The sequence below is a fragment of the Segatella copri genome (genome assembly GCF_026015465.1).
Lineage (GTDB): Bacteria > Bacteroidota > Bacteroidia > Bacteroidales > Bacteroidaceae > Prevotella > Prevotella copri_E.
The window spans coordinates 984278-1005472 of record NZ_JAPDUQ010000001.1; the positions used below are offsets into that span (position 1 = coordinate 984278).

The 21195-nt window shown below is 39.8% G+C and carries 23 protein-coding genes; 18 read left to right on the forward strand and 5 right to left on the reverse strand.

Annotation, left to right across the window (positions count from 1 at the left end):
• Positions 1–8 precede the first annotated feature (8 nt).
• From ONT08_RS04185 to ONT08_RS04200, 4 genes are all read right to left on the reverse strand, one after another.
• Positions 9–971 carry a PorP/SprF family type IX secretion system membrane protein gene (locus ONT08_RS04185; RefSeq protein ID WP_153085979.1) on the reverse strand — a complete coding sequence of 321 codons (963 nt, stop codon included), beginning with the start codon at positions 969–971 and terminating at the stop codon, positions 9–11.
• A 173-nt stretch (positions 972–1144) separates the two neighbouring features.
• The gene (locus tag ONT08_RS04190; protein WP_264959306.1) at positions 1145–2161 is read right to left on the reverse strand and encodes a nucleotidyl transferase AbiEii/AbiGii toxin family protein; all 1017 of its coding nucleotides are present in this window, start codon (positions 2159–2161) and stop codon (positions 1145–1147) included.
• The gene (locus tag ONT08_RS04195) at positions 2130–2759 is read right to left on the reverse strand and encodes a DUF6088 family protein (protein WP_203041052.1); all 630 of its coding nucleotides are present in this window, start codon (positions 2757–2759) and stop codon (positions 2130–2132) included. Before ONT08_RS04195 ends, ONT08_RS04190 begins: the two co-directional genes overlap by 32 nt.
• A 594-nt stretch (positions 2760–3353) precedes the next feature.
• On the reverse strand, positions 3354–4640 hold the full coding sequence (locus ONT08_RS04200; protein ID WP_264959307.1) for an IS1380-like element IS942 family transposase: 1287 nt from the start codon (positions 4638–4640) through the stop codon (positions 3354–3356).
• A gap of 140 nt (positions 4641–4780) precedes the next feature.
• On the opposite strand from ONT08_RS04200, the gene ONT08_RS04205 reads away from it, so the two are divergent.
• Positions 4781–5743 carry a CfxA family broad-spectrum class A beta-lactamase gene (locus tag ONT08_RS04205; RefSeq protein WP_117694737.1) on the forward strand — a complete coding sequence of 321 codons (963 nt, stop codon included), beginning with the start codon at positions 4781–4783 and terminating at the stop codon, positions 5741–5743.
• Between the two features lie 122 nt (positions 5744–5865).
• Positions 5866–7089, forward strand: a complete 1224-nt coding sequence (locus tag ONT08_RS04210) for a transposase (protein ID WP_264959308.1) — start codon at positions 5866–5868, stop codon at positions 7087–7089.
• Between the two features lie 61 nt (positions 7090–7150).
• Here the strand turns inward: ONT08_RS04210 and ONT08_RS04215 are convergent, their stop codons facing one another.
• Positions 7151–7777 (reverse strand): recombinase family protein, encoded by a 627-nt coding sequence (locus ONT08_RS04215; RefSeq protein WP_217745064.1) that lies wholly within the window; start codon positions 7775–7777, stop codon positions 7151–7153.
• 978 nt (positions 7778–8755) lie between these two features.
• Here ONT08_RS04215 and ONT08_RS04220 point away from each other — a divergent pair.
• The 16 genes from ONT08_RS04220 to ONT08_RS04295 all read left to right on the forward strand — a co-directional run bounded on the left by ONT08_RS04220 (position 8756) and on the right by ONT08_RS04295 (position 21193).
• Positions 8756–9832 carry a hypothetical protein gene (locus ONT08_RS04220; RefSeq protein WP_264959309.1) on the forward strand — a complete coding sequence of 359 codons (1077 nt, stop codon included), beginning with the start codon at positions 8756–8758 and terminating at the stop codon, positions 9830–9832.
• Positions 9833–10509: 677 nt separating this feature from the next.
• Positions 10510–10944: a hypothetical protein gene (locus ONT08_RS04225; protein ID WP_264959310.1), complete on the forward strand. Its 435-nt coding sequence runs from the start codon at positions 10510–10512 to the stop codon at positions 10942–10944.
• Positions 10945–10965: 21 nt separating this feature from the next.
• On the forward strand, positions 10966–11886 hold the full coding sequence (locus ONT08_RS04230; protein ID WP_264959311.1) for a TM2 domain-containing protein: 921 nt from the start codon (positions 10966–10968) through the stop codon (positions 11884–11886).
• A gap of 32 nt (positions 11887–11918) precedes the next feature.
• Positions 11919–12677 (forward strand): TM2 domain-containing protein, encoded by a 759-nt coding sequence (locus ONT08_RS04235; protein ID WP_264959312.1) that lies wholly within the window; start codon positions 11919–11921, stop codon positions 12675–12677.
• A 20-nt stretch (positions 12678–12697) separates the two neighbouring features.
• Positions 12698–12928, forward strand: a complete 231-nt coding sequence (locus ONT08_RS04240; protein WP_264959313.1) for a hypothetical protein — start codon at positions 12698–12700, stop codon at positions 12926–12928.
• A gap of 106 nt (positions 12929–13034) precedes the next feature.
• On the forward strand, positions 13035–13208 hold the full coding sequence (locus ONT08_RS04245; RefSeq protein ID WP_264959314.1) for a hypothetical protein: 174 nt from the start codon (positions 13035–13037) through the stop codon (positions 13206–13208).
• 133 nt (positions 13209–13341) lie between these two features.
• Positions 13342–14682: a PD-(D/E)XK nuclease family protein gene (locus ONT08_RS04250; protein WP_264959315.1), complete on the forward strand. Its 1341-nt coding sequence runs from the start codon at positions 13342–13344 to the stop codon at positions 14680–14682.
• A gap of 121 nt (positions 14683–14803) precedes the next feature.
• Entirely contained in the window at positions 14804–15922 is a 1119-nt protein-coding gene (locus tag ONT08_RS04255) for a hypothetical protein (protein WP_264959316.1), read from the forward strand.
• Between the two features lie 51 nt (positions 15923–15973).
• A complete protein-coding gene (locus ONT08_RS04260) occupies positions 15974–16783 on the forward strand; it encodes a leucine-rich repeat domain-containing protein (protein WP_264959317.1) in 810 nt (269 codons plus the stop codon).
• A 64-nt stretch (positions 16784–16847) separates the two neighbouring features.
• A complete protein-coding gene (locus ONT08_RS04265) occupies positions 16848–17420 on the forward strand; it encodes a hypothetical protein (protein ID WP_264959318.1) in 573 nt (190 codons plus the stop codon).
• Between the two features lie 147 nt (positions 17421–17567).
• Positions 17568–18926, forward strand: coding sequence for a WG repeat-containing protein (locus ONT08_RS04270; RefSeq protein WP_264959319.1), 1359 nt, complete (start codon positions 17568–17570; stop codon positions 18924–18926).
• Positions 18927–19290: 364 nt separating this feature from the next.
• Positions 19291–19635 (forward strand): sigma factor, encoded by a 345-nt coding sequence (locus tag ONT08_RS04275; protein ID WP_264959320.1) that lies wholly within the window; start codon positions 19291–19293, stop codon positions 19633–19635.
• Positions 19632–19835 carry a hypothetical protein gene (locus ONT08_RS04280; protein ID WP_264959321.1) on the forward strand — a complete coding sequence of 68 codons (204 nt, stop codon included), beginning with the start codon at positions 19632–19634 and terminating at the stop codon, positions 19833–19835. The genes ONT08_RS04275 and ONT08_RS04280 overlap by 4 nt, the downstream gene beginning before the upstream one ends.
• Positions 19836–19859: 24 nt before the next feature.
• Positions 19860–20219: a hypothetical protein gene (locus ONT08_RS04285; RefSeq protein WP_264959322.1), complete on the forward strand. Its 360-nt coding sequence runs from the start codon at positions 19860–19862 to the stop codon at positions 20217–20219.
• An 18-nt stretch (positions 20220–20237) separates the two neighbouring features.
• Positions 20238–20738 (forward strand): hypothetical protein, encoded by a 501-nt coding sequence (locus tag ONT08_RS04290; protein WP_264959323.1) that lies wholly within the window; start codon positions 20238–20240, stop codon positions 20736–20738.
• Positions 20735–21193, forward strand: coding sequence for a hypothetical protein (locus ONT08_RS04295; RefSeq protein ID WP_264959324.1), 459 nt, complete (start codon positions 20735–20737; stop codon positions 21191–21193). Before ONT08_RS04290 ends, ONT08_RS04295 begins: the two co-directional genes overlap by 4 nt.
• Positions 21194–21195 lie beyond the last annotated feature (2 nt).

A 21195-nucleotide genomic window follows, 5' to 3' on the forward strand; every position in this document is an offset into this window, starting at 1 on the left:
TATTTACATTATAATATTCTGACGCTCTGATGACGGTTTCTGCCTTTCTTGGTCAGGTTGATATCGGTCTGATACCCTACAAAGAGTTCATGACTGCCATTTCCGGCACTGAGTTTAGAGGTGTATGCCTCGTAACTGTAACCAAGCACTACCCCATGGAAACTACCGCCTACCAGCACGGTTACCGATCTGTCCGGACTATAGGTTACTCCACCATACAACATCCGTTTTTCATATTGGTAAACCAATCTTCCTGTCAGGTCGCCTCGCCATGTGGTACCATCTGTTGTAACAAGAACAGACGGCTTTATTGTTAAGAACGGATTTCTCAGTCGAATATTGTATCCACCTGTCAAATAATATGTGGCATCTATTTTCAATTCGTTGGTCTCACCTAGATTTATCGTAGGCGATGTAAGATGCTGGGCAGAAAGTCCTACGTACCAAGCCTTATGCTGGTAATACAGACCCAGGCTCAAATCCATTCCGCTTCCATTTACGTCTGAAGTAGAAAAGGCAGGGTCACCACTTTCTCCCAAATCCACCTTGCTTCCATCAAACTTCTCACTCAGCATGCCTCCTTGCACACCCACACTCAGCGTTCCACCCAGGAGTTTATTCTGCAAAGCATACTGTAAAGCCAGTCGCTGATGAGTAAAAAGACCAATCTGGTCATTCAGTAGCGACAAACCTACTCCATGCCGGTGATTGAGCAAGAAGAAAGGCATGTCAGCCGCCACCTGAAAGGTACGGGGGTTATGTTCGAATCCAGCCATATCAAGTGCGTAGGCCGCCGCAACATTAAGTTTCGACTGCTTACCCACAGCAGCAGGATTGAATGATGGTTCCATGTCAAAATAATGACTGAAGGAAGGATCATACTGTGCCCTCATTTCGAGCACCCCCACTAGCAGAATCCATATAATGATAAATCTTTTCAACACAATAAGATAACGGAATTTCTTACACATTATTATATATAAGCAAGAAACAAAAGATGAAAAAGGCTACCCTCTTATAAGAGAGCAGCCCTATCATCGAGATTAATACTCGTCATCATTCCAGAGGAATATTAGGGCTGAATACCAAACACTTATAGCCTTCTAACTTTTTTATTGAACATTTTATTAAGGAGTAAAAGTCGCTAAAAGGCTTTTCTAAACCTATCTTGCAACTCCTTGATTCGCTCTAAAAGTTTTTCGAAAGATAAAGTCTGACCATAGATAAAGTGGTTACACATCTCTGCATAATCACCCTCCCAATCCTTCATCAACTCTTGCCTAGGAACGAAATCAATCTCACTCGGCATCAACTTAGAATAATCTACATAACCTACAGCATAGTATATGGAACGATGCTTAACAATACGCTCATACAAGTCCATATCCTGCAGGGCTTGTTTGCCAAATTCTGTATCCATCAAGCGTTCTAAATCATAAAGATGCCTAGACATTCGGACATGACGAGGAGACTGTTTCTGAAACTCCTCACATAGCAAGAATGCCTTCTCCAGGAATGTTCGTGTAGGCACAACTGTTCTGACCGTAGCTGTAGCCGCCGCATCTTCTCCAGGGAAAGTCTGCTCAATATATGATGAAATCAAACGGTCTTCCGTAGGTTCATTCATAGACAAGCAACTAATCTCTATCTTAACTCTTGGCGGAATATACTCTATCGTATGACCAAGCATAGACTCATAATGAACGAGAATGACAGATGGATCCTTATCACTTGCAACGGGACTTGCCTTACCATCCTCATCAATTTCCTCTACTACATTTTCTATATGGTATCCTTCCACACCAAGTTTCTTTAGATTTTCATCCAACTCTGCTGAAACTGTATCAAGAAAATACCTACGTGCCTTCTTGCGAAGTTTTTCACGCTGATTCTTTGTCGTCTTCTCTATACCGAAGAATTCATGGCTTACAGATAAGTCTATATCCTCACTGAATCTTTCTATCAAATTCCATCCTTTACTGAGACTTGTACCTCCCTTAAAGATGAGTTGATCTGCACATGAACATTTGAAAAGAGCGTTGAGCACCACAGTTACCCACCAGTCCTTTTCAATTGCAACCTGATTAATACGAAACTTCTCTTCTGCACGTTGCAACATTGCTATTCGTTCATCTATTGTGTGATTTAACCAAAGTGTCATAATGCTCGTTTTTATCTATTATATCAGTTATCAGCTTTCTCATCCATACTGGCATGAGAGTAAGATCTTGTACAAACAAGTCTTTATGTTCCTCTTCATTGACCAATTTTCTAATGGTAGAGAGTTCTTGATTACCTACATTCTTTTGTCCTAATGTTCTAAGAGCTTGAACAAGAAGCGCTGCCAACACTGTCTGAAAAGCAAAGTTCTTAGGAACACTTCTTTTCAACACTATAGTTCGATTACCAAGAGTCAAGACTCTTCCACTTCCCGAGGTCAGATAAGTATATTTGGTAGGCACCTGTGTTGAGAGTCCAAGTTTGTTGAGCGCTGTAACTCCTGAAGGTTGTATTTGTACCTTATCTCGCTGGGCTATAGCCATCACCATTTCATCTATAGATGGATAGACTATCCCAAATCGGGTATTCTTAGGGCGAAGATAAACCCCATTAGCTAATCGAACTATATTTCCCTTTTTTTCTTCTACAGAAAGTGCACGACTTACCACCTTCTCATTATCATTGATGTCAGAGAAGTCTGAGATGAAGAGAATCTGCCCTTCACTTGTCTCGTATATACGGTTTGCTATTTCTGCCATATCGTTTTCTTTCTTTAATGGTGCAAAAATACAAAAAATCAGCGATATGTGTAACACCCCGCCAATTTAATTAACTTTTTTTATGTAGAAAACTTTGCAAATATTTTCCACAATCACTTATTTTTATTCACTCTTAGCTGTCTGTGGTACTCACGGCTCTTGCATTGTAGTTCTTCCTTATGACTGGCATAATATCGACGTTGATACTCTTTTTTCGTGGCAGTTTTTCACTCTTTAAGAGACATACAGGCAAATTCTCCGAATGAATCTGGATACTGCTTGATTATTGCAGTAAAGACTGCGGACAAGACCTGCACGACAATGGAGTTTCCGGCTCGCCAATATAGAGAATAGTCAGAAGTCTTACGATGACGACCATTTATAAACATAAGTTTCGCTATTTGTTCTTTTGTGTAACCTTCTTTACCTCAAATCCGCAACCTATAGGGTTTAGTGGGATTTTGCTTGCAAAGCGACAAAATTCATTTTATTGTACATATTTCTTGCACAACAGAAATGTCGCAGACACAAAATCCCCTTACCCCATAAAGCGACTTGAGGTAATACGCTGGTTTAACCAGAAAAGCATGGTCTTTAACCAAAGTCTGTCTTGAACAGGTTGGCATAAGCATTGTTGTCTGAGTAAATGTTCAATACATGCCTACGTGATGTCTTAATCCATTTCGCAGGAACAGAGATGAACTTGAAAACAAAGGTCTTGATTCTGCTGGTGGCACGCAATCCAAATTCATGGGTTTTCAATCTCTGCATAATAGCTTTGTAGAAGTTTCTGATGAGAGCTGTCATAAGCAGGAATACAGTATTCTGTGCCATGAACGATTTTGGCAATCGATTCCAGCCAAAGCCATTGTTCATGTCATCGAAGATGCGTTCCTTGCCACCACGAAGATTGTAGAATTCCACGATGTCTCTTGCACTCGACTTGTAATCGTTAGTCAGTATACATCTGTAGGTATATTCGCCTTCCCAAATGTCAAGGTCTCCATCTATTCGCCTTTGTCTCTGTATGACAAGACGATACGGTTTTCCTTTCCATTTCTCAACAAGGATGGAATTCAGCTCAAATTCAATACCGTTGATTTCAACAGTTTTCCATCCAGTCAAGGCAAACATGGAATCGTAGAAGGAAGAGCATCTGTTGGCACGAATATAAAAATGCCTGCAATGAGCCTCTACCATATCTACGATTTCCTCCGAGCATGAGCCGCAATCCATGCGGGCACGGGATATATATACTTCTGATGCCTCCAGTCGCTTGAAGATTCTTTCCAAAGTCTCTCTTTGGTTGAAGCGCACGTTTGTGTTGCCGTCTCTATTTTCAATACCGACAATCATGTCGTTAATGACTGCCACACCTGGACTATAGCCCAGGAACTTCTTGTAGGTTGGTTTTGCATCATGCTTCTCTGTTTCAATGAACTGATGGTCAAAGTCAAAATCATACTCTTGACCGGATTTCAATTGACCAGTAGCAAGCAGGGCTTTGATCAATAAGCAGTTCATCTTGTCTGCAGTATTGAAATCATAGGAGTTGCCAGAAGCAGATTTATAGGTGATGTTCTTACAAGTCAGTTCTTCGATAGTACGCAATATGGTGTCTGCGCTGCAAGTGCGAAGAGTTGGATGAAGAGACAAATGTTTCATCAAGTGAGTTGTAACATCCTCAATACATGAGCCGCCACAAAGATATACGCACATCAGAGAGCGTAGAATTTCGCTATATTGATAACCAAACATAGTGCATCTCAATCCCAAGGTGGAATCTATGGTTTGAGCTAAAAGAGCATCAAATTGCTCCATAATAGAAAAAATTCCTCCAAAAGGAGTGAGTTTCTCAGATTTTATTTGTATCTTTGCCATGTCATATTAGAGTTTTGCTTGTCTTCTTTTCGCAACACTAAGGTAAGTGAAAATTCTGACATGGCAAAATCCTGGGCAACTTTTTGTTGCTCAGGCACTTATAAATAATGTTAAACTATAGTGTTGCGGAATTAAGGAACATGAAAAAAAACAGAAAAAAGCAAATCGTAGTTTTGTGTATAGCTTTAGTTTGCATCTTCATCTTGGTGTTCTCATTGTCCCATAAATCAGCTACAAAAGGTAGCGCGAATCCTCCATTAACAGATGTTTTGACTGATAGCATTTCTCAGATTGTCTCGGCTTGTCCTGGTGAAATTGGTGTGGCGGTTATTATTAATAACACAGATACGGTTAGTGTTAATAATAAAAGCATTTATCCTATGATGAGTGTATTTAAGGTTCATCAGGCATTAGCTCTTTGCAATGATTTTGACAAAAAAGGCCTTTCCCTTGATACCTTGGTAAAGATAAATAGGGAAAAACTTGATCCAAAGACATGGAGCCCTATGATGAAAGATTATTCAGCACCAGTTATATCGTTGACAGTAAGAGATCTGTTGCGCTATACTCTTTCCCAGAGCGACAATAATGCAAGCAATATCATGTTTAAGAATATGCTCAATACTGCACAAACAGACAGTTTTATAGCGAAACTCATACCACGTTCGAGTTTTCAGATAGCTTATACAGAAGAGGAAATGTCCGCTGACCATGACAAAGCTTACTCTAATTACACATCTCCTCTTGGTGCTGCAATGTTGATGAATCGTTTGTTTACAGAAAGTCTTATCAGTAATGAGAAACAAGATTTCATTAAGAATGCATTGAAAGAATGTAAAACAGGTATAGATAGGATAGTAGCTCCACTTCTTGATAAAGAAGGGGTTGTAATAGCACATAAGACAGGTTCTGGTGATGTCAATGAAAATGGTATTCTTGCAGCTCAGAATGATGTAGCCTATATATGTCTGCCTAATAAGGTCTGCTATACCTTAGCTGTATTTGTTAAGGATTTCAAGGGAAATGAATCACAAGCGTCACAATTTGTTGCGCATATATCAGCGGTAGTATATTCTTTATTAATCAATACTGCGTTAAATTAATATTTAATCGTCTGTAAATCAATAACTTATATTAAGAAATGCTTATGAAAACTTAACTGTAAAAAGTTGGTCAAGTCGCTGATTTTCAGTAACTTTGTAGATCACGACAAATACAATATTACATGAATACAGGACTTGACCAATATATGGATATCTTTAAAGATGCAGTTGAAGATTCAGCTGCAAAGATAACAAAAAGTTTCGAGAAAATACTCATCGAGGTGATAATTTTGTTCATGGTAATACCAAGAAAGATAAATTTCACCCAAATGGGGAGGTATGGCTTGCATGTTGAGCAAACCTATCGCAACGCATTCGGCTTGAAAAAGTCGAAGTGCATTGATTGGCTCAAACTTAATGTCTCACTTGCCAAGCGCTTCTTGGGTAAACAGGGAAGATGGGCTATTGCCATTGATCCCAGCTACATCAGTAAAGCTGGCAAGAAAACACCACATATCGGTCGTTTTTGGTCAGGATGTGCTCAGTCTGTTAAACATGGTCTCGAAATCATGGGTATTGGACTCATTGATATTGATACCAAAGACTGCATGATGTTAAGAGCCCACCAGTCGCTAAATAATAAAGAACTGAGTCTTAGAAACAAGACTATGGTAGATTTCTATATCAGCGTCATTAAGCGTTACCGCAAGGAACTTCTTAAACTCTCAACCCTCATAGTTGCAGATACTTACTTCTCTACAAGTACATTTGTTAATGGGATAAAGAAAGAAGGTTTCTCTTTGATAAGCCGCTTTCGTGACAATGCTTGTCTCTTTTATGTCTATGCTGGTCCACGTACAGGAAAACGTGGTCGTCCAAAGACCAAGGATGGCAAGATTGATATGAAGAATCTTGACCTCACTCGAATGGAGAAGATGGAGATGAAAGATATAGAAGGAACAGCTTATACTTTGATAGCCTATTCCAAGGCACTCAAGTGTAAAGTTAGACTTGTCATCTGGCAGATGCCGAATGGCAAGAAGAAACTATTCTTCTCTACAGACACCTCACTTTCGGGTGAAGAGATACTTCTTTATTATAGAACCAGGTTCCAGATCGAATTTTGCTTTCGTGACGCCAAAGGCTATACTGGTCTTATGGACTGCCAGGCTCGCGATAAGTGGAAACTCGATTTTGCTTTCAATGCTTCGTTCACATCACTAAATGTTGCCAAGGTAACTATGAAGGAGATGGGAATGGAATATTCTATGTCTTCATTCAAGTCACTGATGACCAACACTTATCTGGTGAGACGAATTATTAAAGCATGTGGGTACAACCCGAACCGAACTTTAATTAGCAAGATTTTCAAAGATCTCTCGTGCTTACAGCGTATAGCTGCTTAGCACATTATTGAATTATTAACGAACTATTGTTATATGAATCATATATATTTATCTATAAAAGTCATGACTGCAGAAGGCTCTTACAACGCTTGACCGTATTTACAGACACACCGGTAGCTTTACTGATGTCTCGAAGACTAACCCCTTTGCCCAACAAACGAAACACATCTTTATATTGAGTTCGAAAGTCCTCATCACTTTTACGGTATCCGGTCTTGCGTCCTACCTTACCTCCATTGGCACGGAAGTTGTTATAACCGCTCGCCATTCTTTCTTTGATGGTTCTACGTTCCATACGTGCGACTTCAGCCAACAAAGTAATCATGAATTGACTCATTGGATTCACCTTGCCATCAGGTGTAAGAGTCTCTATATTATAGTTCATTATATACAACGAGACCTTTGCCTTATTAAGCATATCAATAGCAGCTAACACCTGGAGGGTATCACGACCCAAACGAGAAAGTTCCGTGACAAGCACCCTATTAATATAATGTACGCGCGCGTATGAGAGAAGAGAAGTAAGTTCTTTACGTTCATCATTCTTCTTGGCGCCACTTATCTTTTCAGTGAAAGTCTCTGCTATCTCCCATTGATGCTTCTTGGCAAACTGAGTTAAGTCTGATACTTGACGCTCGTAGTCTTGAACTTGGGTTGAGACTCTACAATACAAAACGACTTTTTCCATATCTTTACCTATGCTTATTTATCATTATAGCACGAAGATACACAATAAATGGGAATTAAGAAAGAATGGAGCACCTAACTGCATCAAAATAATCTTTTAGATTGAATCTATACGAAAAAGTAAGCTAAAACGAGCTCCTTTAAAGATTAAATTGATACGATTATCATTTTGATGCATTCGCGCTTGTTGCGGATAGTCTTTTCTTCTACCGATAGGCATAATTGTACAGACTGTGTTTCTTCACCTATATGTCATGACTACAGGCATAGTTATAGTTCCATGATACCGATTCTTTCTGATTATACCAGGTAGAAATTGAAGGTTTGTTACTGCCTGCCTGATTCTATACAGGTGCATTAGACTTTATCTGATAGCAGCATGGTTCTATGTATATTGTGGTAGATGTACTCCAGCATGAATTTATCATAAGATGGGATGAATACTTCTTTTAGTATTTATCTTCCCATAAAAAGACGGAACACTTTTACGTTTTAGATAGCAAGTATCCAGAGAACTAAAATCAAGATAACAATAATCCAGAGCTTTAATTCTTTAATATAGTATATGAATCAGAAGAAGTAACTTTTTATAGATGTCAGGGTGAGCGCAAAGCGCTCACAAGGGGGCTTCGCCCCTCTTATCCTAAAACCCTAAAACATAGAGACATAGTTTGTAAAACATAACATGTTGTTACATATATCTATAGTTTATGTTATATTACAGTGTATTCATTTATGTTGTATAATTGTATTGAATAGTTCATGTTGTTATTATATATACATGATATGAATATGTTGTATAGTAACATCTTACTTAGCTTTGTACGACATAGCATTGACTTGTTTTTGACTCATTAGTCTGACCTGTTTTTGACTCATTGCTTAATACTTTCAAATCATTTTTGATTCAAACATAATTTTTTCTCTAAAACAGGTCATTTTTCCAAAATACAGAGATAAATAAATAAAAAAAGATTATATGAAAATAAAAGAAATATTATTCGACTACACAAATCCGATTGACATTCCTACCAAAAATTTGGCAGATGACGCAAACACCATTCTCGATAATTTCAAGAAAGCATTGCATGACAATGTAGGTAGTCCTTATAACACAGAAAAAAGATACCGAGAGTATTTCAAGTCTATCAATAGCTGTTTCAAACATTGTATTTTACACAACAAGAAATCAAAAACTGGTATTTTCGTTAATCAATACAAGAACTATTCTATTGACACTGCAGCAAAAGAGTATTATGACTTTACGGTATCCCGCAACAATCTACTGATGGACTATACTTTTCAAAAACTATACGAAATGACACTCGTCGAAGTATCCATCCTACTTTTTACATATGAAAAGATCTATGACTTCCAAATTAAGTATGCCATCATACATTTACTTCGTAATCGATTCAAATATTACTCTGTAGATTGGGAGGAAAACTATACTATCCTACCATTCCAATATGATGGGGACGAGATAGAACGCGCCTATAATTGGATACTTAATACAGAAACTACAGACCTTCCAAAGATAGCCAATGAACAAGTCACAAAATTCCATAGGCAAAAAGCAGAGATACTTACACCCAAAAGTATCATGGAGCCTAGAAATAAAGATGATCTCGAATTCCTTATAAAAGATTGTACTTCACAAACCGAGAGAAAACAGATTATTGCAAACCATTTCGATATAAGCATATCCACAGCTCAAAGAATGATGAAGAAGTTCGGACTATTAAACAAATCATTCAAAGAGGTACATGAGGAAAGAAGCGCAAGGGAGCATGAGGAAATCAAAACTTTTATCACTAACCAACACGCAGAGACCAATGAGGTTATCAGTGAACAAGCACAGACTATCATTGATACACTTACTCAACAATTGAAAGCTATGTCTAAACAAGTAGATAAACTAAGTGATGAACTCGAAAGTCTCAGAGATGAGAACTTCAAGCTAAAAACATCTCAGAGTATGTTTCCAAACAACCAAAACAAAGACTGGTTTGATGATACAGACTTTCTCAACAAAACTACACCTATTATAAGATAATGTTTTTGAGATGAAGACGGTCTTTCTGTAGCAAATAATTATAAAAATACACTTTTTATGCGACCAAACATAAACTTTTTCGGTTTATGTTTGGTCATTTCAATTAAATTCATTATTTTTGTGCCGCAACTTCGTACCTTTACGTGCGATGATGCTAATAGCCCTACGCCGAAGTCACTTGAAAGAGTGTCGGTAGGTTGAGGGTAAACTTTAGAAAAGCGTTATTGGCGCTTGGTTTTCTGGCATCTTGAAACTTCGAACACTTCATGGTCAGCTAAGAAACCTCGCAACGGTGATGCCTATGGGTATGTAATATACGTACCTTTCATAAGTCAGCTCCCCAAAAGAGCTGGCTCTATGAGAGTGTATCTATACATATCGGCGTGGGGTCTCGTTGCTCGTTTCGGCTGACGGGTAAGTTCGAAGACCTCAAGATGTGAAGCGAGCGACAATGGGCTTCACGCTTTTTTGTGCTTCGACTAGCACTTAACTATTAACAATAACAGTCCGAATGGAGCCATAGGACATAAACTTGATGTCTGGCTCTATGGGCAACAAAATAAGACATAACAGCAAAGCTTTTACGACGTGCGAGCAAAATCGTGCAGTCGTAAAAGCTTTGTTGTTTTTTTATTTTGTCGAAATATGACCAGCCTGATAAAGATAAAAGACTTAATATGAGAAAGACTAACAACAACAATATCTGCAAAGTCATAGAAGAGTACATCAGCAGTTCACCAATACGCCCAGTACTTATATGGTTTCATTCAAATCCAGATATTGACAACGCAAGACATGCTATCAGCGAGATGAATGGTTGTGCAACCTGCGGACAAGCACTTTACGTAGATAAGGCTGGGGCAATCCAAACGCTCACTCCGTCTGGAGATGATGAACAGTTCATCATTCCTGGAACATACAACGAGAGCACTAAGTTCTTCTTGTTCCACCGCTATGAGGAACAGTTAAGAGGAGAATATCTTAAATATGCTCTAGACTTAATGTATGAGACCAAGCTTCCTGTGGTATATCTCGCCAACGACTATTCTAAGGAGGAAGAGCCACAGACTAATGTCTCAGCGTTTGAACAATGGGAGTATTCACAAGAATAACAATCATTAGAGATAAAGGTCATGGAAAAAGAAAAGGACTATGCTTCTGTCACTAATGATGAATTTCTGTTGCAGAAAGAAAAGAAGACTCTTGAAGCGATAGAGTCGAAGTTCACCGCCGTTGTGTGTTACCCGCATTTTATGATAGGAATAACTCCAAAGGGAATATACCTCATCAAGAAAAAGAACGAGGAGTATTACATTGAGAAGGAAATTCCTCATGATTGGGAAGTGGCATTTGGCAATCCTGTCATGTTGAATGGAGAATTGTATCTGTGGACACATGGAACCAGCTATGCTTTGGTAAATACCAGCAATACAGGGCTTCTCTCAAATCCTAAGGCAAGGCTGTCCAAGCCATTATGGACTCTGAGAAATCGCGAAACTTTGTCTGACTACGACATAGAAGAGATGCGAGACTGGCATTGGCATGAGATTGATGCCGATGACTTCTTGTTCGGCTATCTCGGGGCGTCAGGTCGTAGCGACCTTAACACAAGAGTCACAGACAGAGAGTCAAGAGCGCGCAACCGAGAGTATGCATTGGAAGAATTGTGTTCCAAAGACTGGGCAAGAAATGTAGAAGTCAGAGAGAATCAGGCATGGTCTATACAACAGGAAATCCTTAAAATAGACAAAAAACTCAACTCTATCAAATGGGAACGTGAGAAGAAGGTTCGTGAAGAGAAGAAGAATGCGGAACGTGAAGAAATCGGTGCAAAGAAGAACCATATCATTGCAGCATTGCTTGCCATCTTTTTGGGTGGTATTGGTGCTCACAAGTTCTATATGGGCAAGATTACTCATGGTGTGATTTACCTCATTTGCTGTTGGACATGGATACCAGCACTCCTTGGTGTGCTCTCTGGCTTAAAATGGTTGGTAAAAGGCAAAGATTGCTTCATTGATGACATTATAGAAGACGATATACTGTCTTTTTAAAGCTGTAGTATAAAATCATAATAACGACTAATATGGGATTATTTGGAAAGAAAAACAACTGTAAGTTTAAAGACATGTGCAACATTGCAGGTGTCGACGGAACATGTCGCTTTTGTGCGACAGAAAACTATCAAGACTGCGACTTGTATCAAGACTGGTCGGGCGGTGGCATTAACGAGAATAACCAATGTCCCCATAAGGACAAGTGTCCTCATTTTCCTGTCACATGCTTGTGGGGAAACGACCCTGAAAGTTGTTTTCATTACGATCAATTTGAACCTACAAGCTATGACAACTCAGATTCGTCTTGTGTAAGCAATTATGACTGCTATGATTCTGAAAAGAACGAGTATGAACAGGCATTGCAGCGTGAAGTGGAAGTTGATGAGTCTGTAAAAGCAGCAAGGGCTAAAGCTGAAGTAGAACGCATCAAACTTCAACAGCAGATTGATGCAGCAGAACAAAGAGCGAAACTTGCAGAACTTGAAAGAGAGCGCAAGAACGAAGAAGAATGGCAAGAAAGACAGGACAAGAAGAAAGCAGCTATTGCCAAACACCGAGAAGAACTGGAAAATAGCAAAGACTATCGTATTGCCGCAGTACTTGCAATACTTCTTGGATGGATTGGTGCACATAAGTTTTATATTGGCAAGTATACATCAGGTGTTGTCTATGCCATCTTCTGTTGGGCATGGATACCAGGCATCCTCGGAATCATTACTGGACTCAAATGGTTATCTAAAGGGCAAGACAAGTTTATAGATGAGTTAATAGACGATTGGGATTGTTAAATTCTAAAAGGTTTAAACATATGTCAAAATTAAGAATCACTTATTATGCGGAAGGACATCGCAACGGATGTAAGGTAACGCTTCACGATGTGTGCGGTATGGTTTATGACGACTTCATCATTGATGCAAATCGTTGGAATTTATGTGGTGGAGCGAGCGGACAAGAAGCTATCATCTTGGCAACAGCACGCATCAGATACCCGGAAGTAAATTGGGAGAGTGCGCACTATACTGAGATTCATAACGCATAGTAAAGAACATCAAAGAGAAAACCGAAACGCTTTGAAGGAAGTAGGCAATAGAGAAAGTCGAACCGCTCGATAGGAAGTAGACATGAACGAATAAAATTATTAACTTATGCCACGATTAAGAATCAAAGGTCGTGCAAATTATGATGGAATAGTTGGCAAAAGCTTTGATGTTGTTGTTGAAGTTTCTGACACCGTAGGAAGTTCAAAGAAAATTGAAGCTATTCGTGCCCAGCATCCTAATTGGACAGCTATCATCTGTGATAGTTGGACAGAAGTATAATTTGCATGTAGGTCATTAGTAAATATCCTAATGGCTAAGAGGGTGTACCAATCAGGTACACCCTCATTAACCTTTAGATATTGAGATTTTTAGACAGTAATAAAGATAGAAACGATATAGCTATTATAAGAAAATGGCAACAGAAAACTTAACCGAACAGGACATAAAAGACCTGATTATCAAATTCAACCTTGACGAGTCGATTAATGACTTGAAAAGGTATTATTCCACGCCCACGACATGGGAAATCATCAACCAGTCAAGAAAGGAGACAAGACACACCCAATTCTTGGCTTGGTTCTTCGGCAACAAGGATTTTAATGCCGACCCCAATGCTGGACCTATCAAGAAACTGATAGTTCTGTTGTTGAAATGGGCAAACATGCAAGAGAATGCAGCTTTTGATGAAGAACTGGAAAACAGTATTTATTCACAAAGTCTGTCCATCTTGTCATACAATGTCATTGCAGAATATCCCATCTTTATAGAGCGAACATCGAAAGGTAAGCCTGCATACGAAGAAGGGGATATTGACATTGTAGTCAGGTGTGTAGCGAGAGTCTACAATATGGTGAGAAATATCAATATTGCCATAGAGAACAAAATCGGTGCACCCGAAACGACCAAGTGCTTTGACAAGGACGGCATTAGACAAAGCAAGCCCAATAAAAAAAACACAGAAACAATTCTGTATCAAACGGAAGCATACTATCAGTATATTACAGAGAAATACAAGGATGACATCAACCTCTTTGTATTTCTGAAACCAACTGACTGCAACTTGGAAGATATTGAGCGAGCAGAGTGTAAGTGCGACAAATACATTCAGATAAACTATCAGGAAATTCTTGACAATATCCTTCAGCCTGTCAGTGATCAAAAGGACATCTCGGTAGAGAATATGTACAGACTGAAAGACTACATCAAGACTTTGAGCAAGCCTGCCGAAACAGATGACGATACTAATAATAAAAACATAATAATTATGGCAATTACACAGAAAGAAAGAGAATTGTTGACAACATTCTTCAAGAACAATGAGGATCTTATCCGTGCGGCAATCAACGCCCTTGGTGATGAGGAACTCTCAAAGAGCATGGCAAATGTGGAGCGCAAAAGCCGTTCAAAGAACACATATAGCATCAATGGTAAGGGTTGTTACTCTATGTATGAAGTTCTGGAGAAATTTGTGGAATTCCGACTCGCTGACACTTCTGTTAGTGTTCAGGACATTGACAAGGAGATTGCCAAGTTTATCAGCAGTAAACGTGTGAATGTGAGTGACACTCAAGGATACCTGGTTTTTCAAGAAGGTAAGAAGTCTCATGGCACATTCACTTTCAATGGTCGTGAAATCAGATATACTAAGCAATGGAGTGACGGTGGTAGCAATCCTACATTCACCAGATTCCGTGAGGGGGTCAGCGGCAAATATACCAAAGACTTTCAGATAGATGTCATAGGTATAGCGTAGTTTAACTTATTTCCTGTTTTTCCGACACCTCATTCCGCTTTTTCCGAATACGGTATGCAGAGTAAGATGAAGAAAAAGCTGTACCTTTGCACCCGAATTAATAACTTAACGATTTTCTACAATGGAGAAATATCATATAGGACAAGAAATTCTGAAAGAGGTAAAGGCTAAGTTTCCTTCGGTGGCAGCCTTTGCCAGAGAACTGTGCAAGTCGAACTCTGCCACATACGAGATATTCGGAAAGACGAGTCTCGACACCGACCTGTTGCTGAAAGTCTCAAAGCTTCTCGACAGAGACTTCTTCCGCGAGTTCTCGGAGAAATGTCTGAACGGAGAAGTTGCGGTAGTAGACAAGCAGACGGCAGAAAACAACATCTCGCTACTATTGCCAGAAGATAAACTACATACAGTATTGCCAAGCCAAACAATGGATGTGGTGGAAGAGTTTTTTCTGATACCTCGCAAAAAACCGCTCGTAGTGTTCTTCAGTGAGGCACGCAACCGCAACCTGCCCCGTCTTGTATGCAAAAAGGGCGAGGAGATATATGGCAAAGGTATGGTAAGAAGGATTGTGCTCGAACCAGCAGAACTGATGCATTTTGAGCTTGGCGTGATGTCGCTTGCCAAAATGCCGCAGAAGGTGGTCGTGATAAAATGCACTATGGCAAGAGACTATAACTCCCATGTACTCATTGCCGAAAGACTGTCCCAGGAGTCGGGAAAGCACGTCGTGCTGCTATGTCTTGACCCTATTCATATTCCCACACTGCCAAATGGACAAGTGGTGCTGAAGTCGCTCGCCTTATCTACTTTCAACTCTTGGAACCAACGTGCACATATATTCATAGCCGATGATATTGAGAAGCGTTTCGCTTACCTCATTGAACTATTCCATGCCATCAAAGGAAAGGGATATATGGACAGAATATACGATAGCATAGAGGGCAACGAGAATTGGGCAGACACCTTGACAGACTTGCTAGCAGAGGCAAAGCAGAATCTCACCACTTACGAAGACATAGTGTTGGAAGAAAGCAACGATGAGGACAATCGTCAGGTGGAATATCATCAGGTGAGCACCATTCAGCCTACTGTTAACGACTTGAATCGTCCAGAGGGGATTTCACATATCCGCACCCATCTGCGTTATCGTATGATTAAGGAGACTGGTGAGATATTAGAGTATGAACCAATGAGTTTCGACAAAGTGAAGGTAATGAATAATACAGAAGATATGTAAGTTCAAGACTCACTGTTCTATTATTGATTCAACTAAAAAATACAATAAGATATGAATACAAGATTGACAAAAGAAGATCAGGCAATGATCAAGGAAGCCAAAGGCAACAAGGTTTCCGGACCAATCTACAGCGAGGACGGACTTCGCTTGTTGAAAGTACTCGGTAATCCAGAATTCCTTGAAGTGAAAGACGGTGTGAAGGCAATCTGTGACGAGGCATTCCAAGGACTTGACAATCTTCAAGATGTGGTATTGCCAGCATCAGTTACCGACTTGGGCACAAGAGCTTTCGCAAGCTGCATAAAGCTCTTCAAGATAACAATGCCTGGAGTAGATTTCATCGGAACAGAGAGTTTCGCACATTGTGAAAATCTGAAGGAAATTGCCTTGCCTGAGACTTTAGGTAAAATTTGGGAAGGTGCCTTTGCTGACTGCAAAGCTTTGGAAGAGATAAATATTCCAAGCCACATGAAGATTATCGACAAGTCTGCGTTCAGAAATTCCGGACTGAAAAGTCTCAACATTGAGATAAGTGATGGAGGCAAATGTCTTGTTTATGACAAAGCCTTTGCAAGTTGCAAGCATCTGGAGTCTGTATATCTAAACAAGAATGTAAAGATTCTGGAGCGAATGGCGTTTGCCGACTGCACTTCACTAAAGACGATTGAGTTTGAGCAGCCGTCATTGACATGCTGTGCTGGTGAAATAAACGCAACGATGCTCATTGGCTGCACATCTCTCGAAAAGATTATCGTGCCGAAAAACAAGTACAACAAATACCCAGACTTCAACATCCAAGCCTATGAGTCTGCTCAGTTTGAGACTCGCGACTTCAATAGTCTTGTGACTCCGAAGGAATAACCTATGAGATTATGCCTCGTGTGCGCTACAAAAGAAAGTCACATTTAAAATAGAATCATGCTTTATGGAGTATTTGACCACAGTATACTATCGCATTGAAGGCAAACCAAATGACCTTCAAGAGATATATGACCAGTATAGGACGCTTCTAAACAAGAAACTGCTTGAAGAGGGTAAAGACAAGTCTGTATCTTACGCAAGTATGGTGTATAGTCTCGGAGTAGATACCAAAGAACAATATCTTCGGGGCAACATTATAAAATGTGAGTTCGTAGATAATTCATTGAGTATTGAAACCGAGGAAGATTGGGTGACGGCAGACTTCCGACATCCGCTTGAAAGCCACTATGAAGGTATGACCATATACTATATGGTGGAAAGTTATTGCGATGAGACTTATGCAACAAATGATGCAGAGGGGAAATATTTCCCGACACGCGTCAGTGTGGACATTCATTTGAAAGAGCCGGTTTTGTGTGGTTACGAACGGTTCAACAGTATGGATGAGGCATTAGCCTATTTCGCACATGTCTTGAAACGTGACACTCTTACTGTTGATGACATCCACAAGTGGAACTGTGAGCATTGGAAGGACGGCTTCATCTATTTCAATGAGTATGAGGTTGATTTACGATGATGCAGTTGTCGAGATAATAACAGAGACTGCCGAAACGCTTTAAAGGGAGTAGGCAAAACTTTTAAAAAAACGTGAGACATGTTTCTCTTTATATGCGGATTCATAAAAGAGAGCAACAACTAATAATCAATTTAATTTTTAAATAATATGGCAAACAAAGCAGAAAAGCTAAGTCCACGTATATTCATTGACGAAATGGACGCTATCAACACAAAAGCTCAGAAAGCAGCTATTGACTTATTAAGCCAACAAGGCGACAACAGATACATTGTCGTTATGGACAGGGAAGAGGAATACGTAGAATACTACACTGATGATAAAGCCATATCTTTATCAGTATTTGGTGTAGGATTGAACGAAGACAACAACCTTTGCATCGTTGCCACTGTTGACAACCAAGGATATGGCTGCAGTGAAGATGATTTCGAACAAGATTGGGTAGAGACATCTGATTTGGACATACCCAACTATGCCAACCTCTATAGATTCGTTGCAGATAATATAGACAAGGCTACGACGAAAAAAGAAGCCGATAGACTGACAAAAAAATACTGGGATGGAGATGATTACGGCAAGTATGACAGCCAAAATTTTTTCCAATGTGGTTTTGCTATGGTTAAACTTGACGGAAAGACTGGATTCATTAATGAAGATGGAGAAGAAATCGTGCCTTGTAAATATGATGATGCTTCGAATTTCTGGGAAGGATTTGCAAGTGTTAAAACTAAAGGTTTATGGGGATTTGTCAACGAAAATGGTGAAGAGTCAATACCATGCAAATACAAGGTGGTATATGATTTTTCCGGAGGATTAGCTAGAGTAAAAACTAAAGAAGGATGGGGATTTGTCAATAAAGACGGCGAAGAAATCGTGCCTTGTAAATATGATAATGCTCTGGATTTCTATGAAGGATTGGCAAAAGTAAAGTCTAAAGAAGGTTGGGGCTTAGTCAATGAAAATGGAGAAGAAATAATCCCTTGCAAATATGAAGATGCTGATGCTTTTTCAGGCGGATTAGCACGAGTAAAATCTGCAGAAGGTTGGGGCTTTGTCAATAAAGACGGCGAAGAAATAACCCCTTGCAAATACAAGGAGGCAGTTCCAGATTTCTCCGAAGGGTTAGCTAGAGTAAAAACTAAAGAAGGATGGGGATTTGTCAACAAAAATGGTGAAGAAATAATCCCTTGCAAATACAAGGAGGCATACGGTTTTTCCGAAGGGTTAGCTGGAGTAAAAACCCAAAAAGGATGGGGCTTCGTTAATAAAGATGGTGAAGAAATCATCCCTTGTAAATATAAAGAAGTGAGTCTCTTTACAATGCCAGGCGGATTAGCATTGGTAAGATCTAAAGAAGGTTATGGCTTCATCAATAAAGATGGCGAAGAAATAATCCCTTGTAAGTACAAAGATTATAATATTTTATGGTCCGGACCAAACTTAGCAGAGGTCAAACTGAATGGTGAATGGATTACCATTGACAAAACAGGCAAACAGGTAACAGAATAACAAGTGACAACAGAGACTGCCGAAACGCTGCAAAGGGAGTAGGCAAAACTTTTTAAATGATGTGAGACATGCTTTTATTTCTATTTGGGTTTTTGATAGTCGTATTAGGCGGTTACATACTGATAAGTCTCATACAACTCGCCTTTATGATTCTTGGCTGGATTATCCAAGCCATATTCAGTATGTTTGAATAAGTCTGCATATAAAGAAACTTTCATCGTATGTTAAGGAGGCATTACCCAACCCCATCTGATATTCAACAAAAATTCAGAAGTTTTATGATTTCTTTGCTGCCTTTATTTTCTTTTCTCAGAAAAAAGGGATACTATTCGCGCGACAGACAACATCTAAAAATATTAAAAGTATGGCAAACAACAACACTACAACAAACAAGGTAAAGAAGCCTATCATCAACAACGAAGAGGCTCTACGTATAATAACCCTTATCCAGCAGGGAGACTCCCATGCGGAGAACGAGTTGGCAGAACTCGGTTCTGTCTTTGTCAAGGCAGTAGCAAAGCAGTATGTGGGCAAGGGACTGTCTGACGAAGAGCTGATTGCTGCCAGTCGTTACGGAATGTTACGTGCCAGCCACAAGTTCGACAAGTCGCGCGGCTTCAAGTTTGCCTCTTATGCCGTATGGTGGATGCGCGAAGCTATTCTGCAAGCTATTCACAAAAAGAAAATAACTAAAGAAGAAAGAATATGATATACAAAGATTTAGGCGACATCCGTGCGCTAACACTCATCAGAGTGGTTCTTGAACGGACTGAGGACGAAGAGTTAAGAAATCAACTGGAGGAGTATCTTCAGAACAACGAAGAGCTATGGGACGATGCTCACATAGCAGACTTCTATACGTTTGCTACCACACTCGCTAAAGAGTGGCTGGCAAGTAATCAATCATAAAGTAACAAAACAATATAAAAAACAATGAAAGAGATTAATGCAGAAATATATTTAAATGGGAATAATGATGGTACTACCGTCAAGCTCTCTGACAGGGAAGCAGAAAAGTTGCTTGCGCTATGGAGAGAAGCCCAAGATACAATTCTGAAAGACATGGAGGAAGAGGATTATTGGGAAAAGTTCGACCCTTGGCTAAAGGAAAAGAGTCCTAATCTGCATGAGAAGATAATGGATGCCTATTACCAGGAAACCAGCGAGCGATTGAGCGTAGGAGATTGGGCTGAGAGTGATGAATTCATGTCTGTATGTCATGACATAGACGGGGCGTATCTTGGAGACGACAATGAAGTTGTCATCAATCAGATTTTTCCTCCTTCAGAATAAAACTATAAAGAGTACACTATGAAGATATATCTAAGAATACACAAGGACCTAGGACAGTACGTTGCCCACCTTTGGAGCAAACATATCAAGGAACAAATCATAGAAACTGTAAACGCTATGTGTGACTATAGTGAGGGCTATATCGGTTATGGCGATTACTTCCCTACATTCTGGCAAGAGGACATCCATGCCCGTTGCATCAATGTAGGTCGTCTTTCCAGCAGAAAAGGATGGCTCGTTTCTTCCATGTATGTGCTCAGCTTCGTATGGGAGAAAGCCGACTTTGACTTTGAGGATGACTACTATCAGCTGTGCGATGAGGCAAAGTTGCCGTATGACTTCACCTATCAGCCGAGAATCAACGAATTCTACACCGACGACGTATATATCGGTTCGTACGTCAAAGGGCAGGAAGAACCGCTTACCCTCCCCGGACTCCTCTTTGACCCGGAATATGCTGAGGATGGTGAAGTGTTGGCTGACAGTATGTTTGTAGAACTAAAAAAGAACAGAGGATGAAAACTGTTGTTGCTGTTATTGTCGCTTTTCTCATGCTTCTCGCATCATGTCAGCATAAGTCACAGAACACAAGTCTCGATAAGAGTACAGATAAGTCTGACTCTATCGAGACTTACCACTCTATCGTCTCTGATGACAGTCTCGTGACTGCCATCTGGCATGATACTGGCGAAGGGGGAACGGCACCAGACATCGATTGTGTGGTTAAGTTCAAGTCCGAAGATGGTAAGCTACATGAAGAGCATCGCCCATTGTTGCAGCTCGCCCATCCAAAGGATGACTACAGTCACCATGAAGTACAGAAAATTATAAGTCTTGATGATGAATATGGACCGCGTTCATACATATTCTTCCTATCTGCCAAGGTGGGAAGCAACGAGTATGCTCACGACATCGTAGCTTTCGAAATAAGTGGTGACAGTCTCAGATATTTGTATAACTATAAGATTGACTGACG

Bases quoted from the DNA above. Each gene is read 5' to 3' on its own strand.
- ONT08_RS04185 (WP_153085979.1), bottom strand. From the start codon at position 971: ATGTGTAAGAAATTCCGTTATCTTATTGTGTTGAAAAGATTTATCATT.
- ONT08_RS04190 (WP_264959306.1), bottom strand. From the start codon at position 2,161: ATGACACTTTGGTTAAATCACACAATAGATGAACGAATAGCAATGTTG.
- ONT08_RS04195 (WP_203041052.1), bottom strand. From the start codon at position 2,759: ATGGCAGAAATAGCAAACCGTATATACGAGACAAGTGAAGGGCAGATT.
- ONT08_RS04200 (WP_264959307.1), bottom strand. From the start codon at position 4,640: ATGGCAAAGATACAAATAAAATCTGAGAAACTCACTCCTTTTGGAGGA.
- ONT08_RS04205 (WP_117694737.1), top strand. From the start codon at position 4,781: ATGAAAAAAAACAGAAAAAAGCAAATCGTAGTTTTGTGTATAGCTTTA.
- ONT08_RS04210 (WP_264959308.1), top strand. From the start codon at position 5,866: ATGAATACAGGACTTGACCAATATATGGATATCTTTAAAGATGCAGTT.
- ONT08_RS04215 (WP_217745064.1), bottom strand. From the start codon at position 7,777: ATGGAAAAAGTCGTTTTGTATTGTAGAGTCTCAACCCAAGTTCAAGAC.
- ONT08_RS04220 (WP_264959309.1), top strand. From the start codon at position 8,756: ATGAAAATAAAAGAAATATTATTCGACTACACAAATCCGATTGACATT.
- ONT08_RS04225 (WP_264959310.1), top strand. From the start codon at position 10,510: ATGAGAAAGACTAACAACAACAATATCTGCAAAGTCATAGAAGAGTAC.
- ONT08_RS04230 (WP_264959311.1), top strand. From the start codon at position 10,966: ATGGAAAAAGAAAAGGACTATGCTTCTGTCACTAATGATGAATTTCTG.
- ONT08_RS04235 (WP_264959312.1), top strand. From the start codon at position 11,919: ATGGGATTATTTGGAAAGAAAAACAACTGTAAGTTTAAAGACATGTGC.
- ONT08_RS04240 (WP_264959313.1), top strand. From the start codon at position 12,698: ATGTCAAAATTAAGAATCACTTATTATGCGGAAGGACATCGCAACGGA.
- ONT08_RS04245 (WP_264959314.1), top strand. From the start codon at position 13,035: ATGCCACGATTAAGAATCAAAGGTCGTGCAAATTATGATGGAATAGTT.
- ONT08_RS04250 (WP_264959315.1), top strand. From the start codon at position 13,342: ATGGCAACAGAAAACTTAACCGAACAGGACATAAAAGACCTGATTATC.
- ONT08_RS04255 (WP_264959316.1), top strand. From the start codon at position 14,804: ATGGAGAAATATCATATAGGACAAGAAATTCTGAAAGAGGTAAAGGCT.
- ONT08_RS04260 (WP_264959317.1), top strand. From the start codon at position 15,974: ATGAATACAAGATTGACAAAAGAAGATCAGGCAATGATCAAGGAAGCC.
- ONT08_RS04265 (WP_264959318.1), top strand. From the start codon at position 16,848: ATGGAGTATTTGACCACAGTATACTATCGCATTGAAGGCAAACCAAAT.
- ONT08_RS04270 (WP_264959319.1), top strand. From the start codon at position 17,568: ATGGCAAACAAAGCAGAAAAGCTAAGTCCACGTATATTCATTGACGAA.
- ONT08_RS04275 (WP_264959320.1), top strand. From the start codon at position 19,291: ATGGCAAACAACAACACTACAACAAACAAGGTAAAGAAGCCTATCATC.
- ONT08_RS04280 (WP_264959321.1), top strand. From the start codon at position 19,632: ATGATATACAAAGATTTAGGCGACATCCGTGCGCTAACACTCATCAGA.
- ONT08_RS04285 (WP_264959322.1), top strand. From the start codon at position 19,860: ATGAAAGAGATTAATGCAGAAATATATTTAAATGGGAATAATGATGGT.
- ONT08_RS04290 (WP_264959323.1), top strand. From the start codon at position 20,238: ATGAAGATATATCTAAGAATACACAAGGACCTAGGACAGTACGTTGCC.
- ONT08_RS04295 (WP_264959324.1), top strand. From the start codon at position 20,735: ATGAAAACTGTTGTTGCTGTTATTGTCGCTTTTCTCATGCTTCTCGCA.